Source organism: Buttiauxella warmboldiae (assembly GCF_003818135.1).
Lineage (GTDB): Bacteria > Pseudomonadota > Gammaproteobacteria > Enterobacterales > Enterobacteriaceae > Buttiauxella > Buttiauxella warmboldiae.
Map to the genome: position 1 here is coordinate 53,867 of NZ_RPOH01000061.1, position 8,265 is coordinate 62,131.

The window sequence follows — 8,265 nt, forward strand, 5'->3', positions numbered from 1 at the left end:
ATTAAAGATAACACAAAGATGTCGTAACGATTTGATAACAACTCAAAGAGGTAAATCGGGAGTGGAAACGGGAGGACCTATCTTGAATGCTACCCCGACCAGGCGGCCAGGGTAGCGGGAATAATTAGCGCGCCAGCAGCCAGAGCATTTGCCCCCAGAAGGCAAACGAAACGGTAAATGCCGTCAGCCACGACCAGTACTTGACGCTACAGTGAGTATTCATAGGCCACTCTCTTTATTTGGTGGTAAACACTATGACTGAATCATTAATCAGTCGGTTTGAGTATTGCCGCGTGTAGTGATTACTTAAAGAGCGTGTTGATTATCCGCTTGAATAAAAAGTGTGATTGACCGCAAGTTAAATAACGGTAAATAAAAATCATGCTTATTTTTTTATATCATCGTCTGTGGAAAACAGCTCGATAAAATCTTTTTGTTGCGCTGTCAGCTGCCACGACTCGGGGACCTGAACGGTACCAGATTTCGCCTCTGGCTGTGGTTCTTCTTCCTGCAAACCTTCCGTTTTCGGCGTTGGTGCCTGGTTCAGCGTTGTCATCGCTACCCCCAGAAATGCCAGGCAGCCACGGCAACAACCAGCCAGAACAGGCCTGACACCAGAAATACCGCCATCCAGGCTTTGCGTTTAAGCCCTGCTTCCTTTTGCGATTCTGTACTTCCTGAAGGCATTGCTAACCTCATACAATCGGCACCACTTATCATAAAATCTAAAAACAATCGGTATAATTAATCGCCAGCTGGGATTAATCCTAAAGAAACTCTAGTACAAAAGCCAGCGAAATTGCTTCCCGACGGCACGAAAAGATTTAATCTTTTGACCTCAAATAAATAATTGAAACGCTAAATTTGCAGATTGGTTAATTATTATCTACGTTTGTCGCTTAATTGCGACAGATTAACCATCTTATTGATATGGGTAATTAAAACTGGTGCGGGTAATTAATTTGGCGGGGAATAAAGCGAATTCTTTATACGAATGAGAAAAGGTATCTTTCCCACAGGAAAGATACCTGGCGATATTATTTCTCAGGTAATTTAATATCTTTAAACATCGCTTCAATATCTTCGTTCGAGCGCAATGCCACGGCGGTGTCGACCACATCTCGCGTCAGGTGTGGGGCGAAACGCTGAATAAAATCATACATGTAGCTGCGCAGGAAGGTGCTGCGGCGGAAACCGATTTTCGTCGTGCTGTGGCTGAAAACACCCTGTGCTTCAATGCGAACCAGATCGGGATCGGCTACCGGATCGACTGCCATGCTGGCAATAACCCCAACGCCTAACCCCAGACGGACGTAGGTTTTAATCACATCAGCATCGGTTGCGGTGAAGACAATACGCGGCGTTAAGCCCGCGCGATTAAAAGCGGTATCGAGTTCGGAACGCCCCGTGAAGCCAAAGGTGTAGGTCACCAGCGGATACTGCGCCAGCTCTTCAATCGAGACGGATTCTTTCGAGGCCAGCGGATGATCGGGCGTGACGACAATCGAGCGGTTCCAGTGGTAGCACGGTAACATCACTAAATCGTCGTACAGGTGCAGCGCTTCGGTGGCAATGGCAAAATCGGCATTGCCCTTAGAAACTGCTTCAGCGATTTGCGTAGGCGATCCCTGATGCATATGCAAAGAGACACGCGGATAGCGTTCAATAAAGCCTTTAATCACATTTGGCAGCGCATAACGCGCCTGGGTATGGGTTGTCGCGACATACAGGGAGCCTTTATCAGGCCAGGTATGCTCACCGGCCACCGATTTAATGGCCTCGACTTTCGACAGCACTTCGCGGGCGATGCGAATAATTTCCTGACCGGCAGGCGTCACCTGGGTCAGGTGTTTGCCGCTACGCGCAAAGATCTGAATCCCCAGTTCGTCTTCCAGCATACGAACCTGTTTACTGATCCCCGGTTGAGAAGTGTAAAGCCCCTCTGCCGTCGACGAGACGTTGAGGTTGTGGTTGACCACCTCGACGATATAACGAAGCTGCTGTAGTTTCATGGCGTTCCATCCCGGTAAAAACAGCCCCGACACGCGTGGTGACAGGGATTCAGGCAAGGTGAAATATCTGCAGCCACTATATCAGTTATATCATCTATGTATAGTTTGAAAGAAAAAATAATAATCAGGTTATATAAGCGCTCACAAAAAAGCCGGAGCAGTTGCCCCGGCCCGTTAGCTTAAGGAAAATTATTTCTTCCCTTCAACCCACTTGCCATCAACAAAGAATGCTGACCAGCCGGTGGCTTTGCCCTCTTTTTCAGACGAAACATACTGCTGCTTAGTCTTGCGGCTAAAGCGCACTACCGCTTTATTGCCTTCAGCATCCTGCTGCGGCGCATCGGCCAGATAACGTAGTTTCTCTGGCAGACGGTCACGGAAGCGGTACAGCTCTTCCACCAGCGGCGCACGCGTTTCACGAGATTTAGGGAAGGTGTTTGCCGCAAGGAACACACCTGCCGCACCATCACGCAGCACGAAGTAAGCGTCTGACTTTTCGCAAGGCAACTCTGGCAATGGAACCGGATCTTCCTTAGGAGGCGCCACTTCGCCATTGCGCAGGATCTTACGGGTATTTTTGCAATCGTCATTGGTACAGGCCATGTACTTACCGAAACGCCCCATTTTCAGGTGCATTTCAGAACCACATTTTTCACACTCAACGATTGGGCCGTCATAACCCTTGATGCGGAACTCGCCCTCTTCGATTTCGTAACCGTCACAGGTCGGGTTATTACCGCAAACGTGAAGCTTACGTTTTGGATCGATAAGGTAGCTGTCCATCGCGGTGCCACATTTAGCACAGCGGCGTTTGGCGCGCAGCGCGTTGGTTTCCGCGTCATCGCCTTCCAGCACGTTGAGAACTTCGTTTTCCGGCACCAGGTTGATGGTGGTTTTGCAGCGTTCTTTAACTGGCAATGCGTAGCCGGAGCACCCCAGGAACACACCGGTACTGGCGGTACGAATTCCCATTTCACGACCGCAGGTCGGGCAATCGATACTGGTCAGAACCATCTGGTTTGGACGCATACCGCCCTCTTCCGGATCCAGCTCAGCTTTACCAAGCTGTTCGCTGAAATCGCTAAAGAAGTTATCCAGCACCCCTTTCCACTCGGCCTGATTATTGGCCACCTGGTCAAGGCTGCTTTCCATCTGCGCGGTGAAATCGTAGTTCATCAGCTCGCGGAAGTTCTCTTCCAGGCGATCGGTAACAATTTCACCCATTTTTTCAGCGTAGAAGCGGCGGTTTTCTACCCGCACATAGCCACGATCCTGGATGGTGGAAATGATCGACGCATAGGTAGACGGACGGCCAATGCCGCGTTTTTCCAGTTCTTTAACCAACGAGGCTTCGCTAAAACGAGCCGGTGGTTTAGTGAAATGCTGCCCTGGAATGATCTCAACCAGAGCCAGTTCATCACCTTGCTCAACGGCAGGTAATGTACGGTCTTCATCGCCTTTGCGCAGCGCAGGCATGACTTTAGTCCAGCCATCGAAGCGCAGCGTACGACCGCGCGTTTTCAGGCGGAAGTCACCCGCTTGCACCGTTAAGGTGGTGGAATCGTATTGCGCAGGCGTCATCTGACACGCCACGAACTGACGCCAGATCAACTGGTAAAGTTTCTGCGCATCGGCTTCCATATCTTTCAGCGAATCAGCAACGACACTCACATCAGATGGACGAATCGCTTCGTGCGCTTCCTGAGAGTTTTCTTTGCTGGAGTACTGATTAGCCGCTGGCGGAAGATACTTCTTACCGAAACTCTCTTCGATATAGCCACGCACCATACTCACGGCATCCTGGCTCAGGTTAGTTGAGTCGGTACGCATGTAGGTGATATGGCCCGCTTCATACAGACGCTGCGCCATCATCATGGTTTTCTTCACGCCAAAACCAAGACGGGTACTTGCGGCCTGCTGCAGCGTGGAAGTGATAAACGGCGCGCCAGGTTTGCTGCTGGTCGGCTTATCTTCACGCTCAAGCACGGTGTAACGCGCTTTTTCCAGCTCGCTAACCGCAGACATTGTCTGCTCGCGGTTAACCGGACGGAACGGCTTGTCTTTATGGTGGCTGACCTGAACCGGCAGACTGTCGCCTTTCGGCGTTGTCAGGTTGGCGTCAACTTCCCAGTATTCTTCCGGTACGAACGCTTTAATTTCACGTTCGCGGTCAACAACCAGACGCACAGCTACAGACTGTACACGTCCGGCAGACAAACCACGGGCAATCTTCTTCCACAGCAGCGGAGACACCATGTAGCCCACCACGCGGTCCATAAAACGACGCGCCTGTTGTGCGTTAACACGGTCAATATTCAATTCGCCCGGTTTTTCAAACGCCTGCTGAATGGCATTTTTGGTGATTTCGTTAAACACCACGCGGCTGTAACGCGTGTCATCGCCCCCGATAACTTCCCGCAGGTGCCAGGCAATGGCTTCCCCTTCGCGGTCAAGGTCGGTTGCGAGATAGATATGGTCTGCTTTTTCAGCCAGTGATTTCAGCTCCGAAACCACTTTTTCTTTACCCGGCAGCACTTCGTACTGTGCTTCCCAGTTGTGCCATGGATCGACACCCATACGATTTACGAGCGCGCCGCGTTCATCCTTTTTGACCTTTTTGGTCCCTTTGGCGGAGGCGGAGTCAGCGCTCTTCTTGGTGGTTGATCCACTGGTCGGCAAATCACGAATATGACCGACGCTGGACTTAACCACGTAGTCATTCCCGAGATATTTGTTGATCGTTTTGGCTTTTGCCGGGGACTCAACGATGACGAGAGCTTTACCCATATTCACCTTTACCTAATGTAATTCTTCCAGGAGACGTCGCACACTAATCTCACCTTCCACTGGCGACGCGCTTTTCTATATTGCGGCAGCGTCAATGGATATCAACTCTTTTTTCATCCACCGGCTGATTCGCCAACATTCGCAGGTGATTGAGATAACGAGTCTTTCGCAACGGTGACATAGCACGACGGAACTTTGGTTGAATGTCAAGCAATTCCGTTGCCAGATTTGCGAAAGCGTCACACTCTACCTGATAAAATGAGTTACGCAACTTTATTAGCATGCAACCCGGATTCCTGCCAGCACAGTAAACTGATTAAATCACCTTAGGTTTACAGGGAAATATTGCCCTTTGCAGTATAGCGGAAGTACACTAGCGCCAGTTTTTAAAGGAGGAAATCATGCAGCCAACCACTCAACCTATCGATAAACAGTCGCTACTCGTTGAAGCCAACAAAGTTATCCGTGCCCATGAAGACTTCATGCACGGTATGGAAGCCACCGATGTAGAGCAAAAAAACGGGGTGCTGGTGTTCAAAGGTGAATACTTCCTTGATGAGCAAGGCTTACCGACCGGGAAAAGCACCGCGATATTTAATATGTTTAAGCATCTTGCGCATGTGTTTGCCGATAAATATCACCTGCAGGACTAAAGCAATAACGAGGCCACCAGGCCTCGTTATTGCTGGCGTACTGATTATTTTATAGCAGCGGTTTTTCACCGCGCTGCCACCAGCGCATCAGCAAATTATCAACGCTATTAGCCGCGCTACCGGTAAAACGATCCATCATTTTTTTACGCCGCGTGTAGTGCACATTAATCACTTCGTGATTTTTCATCAGGCTAATCAGCAGATCGTCGCTGGTGCTTACCGCATCAATCAAACCCTTTTCCAGAGCCTGGGTACCGTACCAGTGTTCGCCCGTTGCTACGGCATCAATATCCAGCCCCGGGCGCATATCATGAACAAACTGCTTAAACAGCAGATGGGTTTCATTGAGATCTTCACGGAATTTCTCGCGCCCCTGCTCGGTGTTTTCCCCAAACAATGTCAGCGTGCGTTTGTACTGCCCGGCGGTATGCAGTTCGACATCAATATCATTGCGTTTCAGCAGGCGGTGGAAGTTAGGCACCTGCGCCACCACGCCAATAGAGCCAATAATAGAAAACGGCGCGGCCACAATTTTATCCGCCACGCAGGCCATCATATATCCGCCGCTGGCTGCGACTTTGTCTACCGCAACCGTCAGGGGCACGTTGCTTGCGCGCAGGCGCTGTAACTGCGAGGCCGCAAGGCCGTAGCCATGCACCACCCCGCCCGGGCTTTCCAGGCGCAGCAGAACCTCATCGCCGGATTTCACCACCGCCAGCACAGCGGTTACCTCTTCACGCAAGGAGGTGACTTCATGGGCATCCATACTGCCTTTAAAGTCCAGCACATACAGCGTCGGCTTGTCAGAAATCACCGTTTCGCCACGTTTAGCGCGTGCTTTTGCCTGCTTTGCTTCAAGTTTATGTTTTTTCTTTTGCGCTTTGTGCCAGAGTTTTTGCTGGTGATCATCAAGCCTTGCCACCTGCATCTCTTCCTGCATTTCCTGGTATTGCTCACTTAAATTAGTGAGATGCAGCTCGCCGCGCTGATGCCTTTTACGCCCGGCAACATTCACAATTATCGTTATAATAAGGCCAATAGCCGCCACGACCGTGACGATCTTCGCCAGAAAAAGCCCATAGTTTGCAATCAGATCCACGCTTTCCGCCTTCCATTCAGAACATTAAATTTCTCGTACCCAGTGTAACCGAGCCGCGATTCTACGTCTGTAAACAACTATAAATGCTACGACTGTTGTTTTAATAAAATCAGGTTTGTCATCAGTCTGACAAAATGAAAGCTTTGCAAAATGTTAATCAAAGGTATTGTCTCCTGTTGCCTGATTGAAATCATAATGGCTTTCAGGCATAAAGCCTGAAGATTATCGGTCCGAGAAATAAGACGTGAGCCTGAGCATCACGCGAGGAGTAGCAAAGTGCACTACCAACCGAAAATAGATTTACTGCAAAACCGCATCATTTTAGTGACCGGGGCCAGCGATGGCATCGGGCGTGAAGCGGCACTAACCTATGCGAAATATGGTGCCAGCGTCATATTACTGGGCCGTAGCGAAGAAAAGCTACGCGCGGTTGCCGGTGAGATAAACGCCACCTATGGCAGTCTGCCGCACTGGTTTATCCTGGACTTTGCCAGCGCGGCACCTGAAGATTGCCACCGCCTTGCGCATAAGCTTTCCGGCCTGATCCCACGTTTAGATGGCGTGCTGCACAATGCCGGTATCCTCGGTGATATTCGGCCAATGGAGGAGCAAGATCCGCAAACGTGGCAGGCCGTAATGCAGGTCAATGTTAATGTCACCTTCTTCCTGACCCAAGCGCTGCTTCCTTTATTACTCAAATCTGACGCCGGTTCGCTGGTGTTTACCAGCTCAAGCGTGGGCCGCCAGGGCCGGGCCGGTTGGGGGGCCTACGCGGTCTCAAAATTTGCCACCGAGGGCATGATGCAGGTGCTGGCGGAGGAGTATAAGCAGCATAATTTACGCGTAAACTGTATTAACCCGGGCGGGACACGCACCGCGATGCGCGCCAGTGCCTTCCCTACTGAAGATCCCAACAAGCTGAAAACGCCCCGTGATTTAATGCCGCTCTATTTATGGCTAATGGGCGATGACAGCCGTCGTAAAACCGGCATGAGCTTCGATGCTCAACCAAACCGCAAACCAGGAATTTCCGAATGAGTGAACAACGTTACCAGCAGCGTCAACAGCGCCAGAAAGAGAAAGTCGATGCCCGTGTTGCCGCCGCGCAAGATGAGCGTGGCATTCTGATTGTCTTTACCGGAAACGGCAAAGGGAAAACCACCGCGGCTTTCGGTACCGCCACTCGCGCCGTCGGACACGGTAAAAAGGTTGGCGCGATCCAGTTTATCAAGGGCCAGTGGCCAAACGGCGAACGTAATCTGCTGGAACCGCTGGGCGTGGAGTTTCAGGTAATGGCAACAGGTTTTACCTGGGATACACAAAACCGTGAAACCGATACCGCAGCCTGCCTTGAGGTGTGGCAACACGCGCAGCGTATGCTGGCTGACAGCTCGCTGGATATGGTTATTCTCGACGAAATCACCTATATGGTGGCCTACGACTACTTACCGCTCGAAGAGGTTCTCACCGCGCTGGCGCAGCGCCCGCACAGCCAGACGGTGATTATTACCGGGCGCGGGTGTCATCGGGATATTCTGGAAGTGGCGGATACGGTCAGTGAATTAAGACCGGTGAAACACGCGTTTGAGGCAGGTGTTAAAGCGCAAATCGGCATTGATTACTAGAGACAAAAATCCAGACTGATGACAAACCCCATGACTTTCGCAAAACGAACATGGACCATCAATTATTGATTTTCGGCCGATCGCCACAA

General features: G+C 50.7%; 9 protein-coding genes. 3 read left to right on the plus strand and 6 right to left on the minus strand.

Annotated elements, in window-relative coordinates; translation table 11 throughout:
• Positions 1-124: 124 nt before the first annotated feature.
• The 5 genes from ymiC to topA all read right to left on the minus strand — a co-directional run bounded on the left by ymiC (position 125) and on the right by topA (position 4,799).
• A complete protein-coding gene (gene ymiC / locus EHN07_RS20780) occupies positions 125-223 on the minus strand; it encodes a small membrane protein YmiC (protein ID WP_279630500.1) in 99 nt (32 codons plus the stop codon).
• A 162-nt stretch (positions 224-385) separates the two neighbouring features.
• Positions 386-556, minus strand: coding sequence for a hypothetical protein (locus tag EHN07_RS20490; protein WP_167467312.1), 171 nt, complete (start codon positions 554-556; stop codon positions 386-388).
• Positions 557-558: 2 nt separating this feature from the next.
• A complete protein-coding gene (locus tag EHN07_RS14180; protein WP_124024742.1) occupies positions 559-720 on the minus strand; it encodes a YmiA family putative membrane protein in 162 nt (53 codons plus the stop codon).
• Between the two features lie 317 nt (positions 721-1,037).
• Positions 1,038-2,012 (minus strand): HTH-type transcriptional regulator CysB, encoded by a 975-nt coding sequence (gene cysB, locus EHN07_RS14185; RefSeq protein WP_124024743.1) that lies wholly within the window; start codon positions 2,010-2,012, stop codon positions 1,038-1,040.
• Positions 2,013-2,201: 189 nt separating this feature from the next.
• A complete protein-coding gene (gene topA, locus EHN07_RS14190; RefSeq protein ID WP_124024744.1) occupies positions 2,202-4,799 on the minus strand; it encodes a type I DNA topoisomerase in 2,598 nt (865 codons plus the stop codon).
• A gap of 401 nt (positions 4,800-5,200) precedes the next feature.
• On the opposite strand from topA, the gene EHN07_RS14195 reads away from it, so the two are divergent.
• The gene (locus EHN07_RS14195) at positions 5,201-5,452 is read left to right on the plus strand and encodes a YciN family protein (protein WP_124024745.1); all 252 of its coding nucleotides are present in this window, start codon (positions 5,201-5,203) and stop codon (positions 5,450-5,452) included.
• A 49-nt stretch (positions 5,453-5,501) separates the two neighbouring features.
• Here the strand turns inward: EHN07_RS14195 and sohB are convergent, their stop codons facing one another.
• Positions 5,502-6,551, minus strand: a complete 1,050-nt coding sequence (gene sohB / locus EHN07_RS14200) for a protease SohB (protein WP_124024746.1) — start codon at positions 6,549-6,551, stop codon at positions 5,502-5,504.
• Between the two features lie 276 nt (positions 6,552-6,827).
• Here sohB and EHN07_RS14205 point away from each other — a divergent pair, with 276 nt between their 5' ends.
• Both EHN07_RS14205 and cobO read left to right on the plus strand, forming a co-directional pair.
• On the plus strand, positions 6,828-7,589 hold the full coding sequence (locus EHN07_RS14205; protein ID WP_124024747.1) for a YciK family oxidoreductase: 762 nt from the start codon (positions 6,828-6,830) through the stop codon (positions 7,587-7,589).
• Positions 7,586-8,176, plus strand: a complete 591-nt coding sequence (gene cobO, locus EHN07_RS14210) for a cob(I)yrinic acid a,c-diamide adenosyltransferase (RefSeq protein WP_124024748.1) — start codon at positions 7,586-7,588, stop codon at positions 8,174-8,176. The genes EHN07_RS14205 and cobO overlap by 4 nt, the downstream gene beginning before the upstream one ends.
• Positions 8,177-8,265 lie beyond the last annotated feature (89 nt).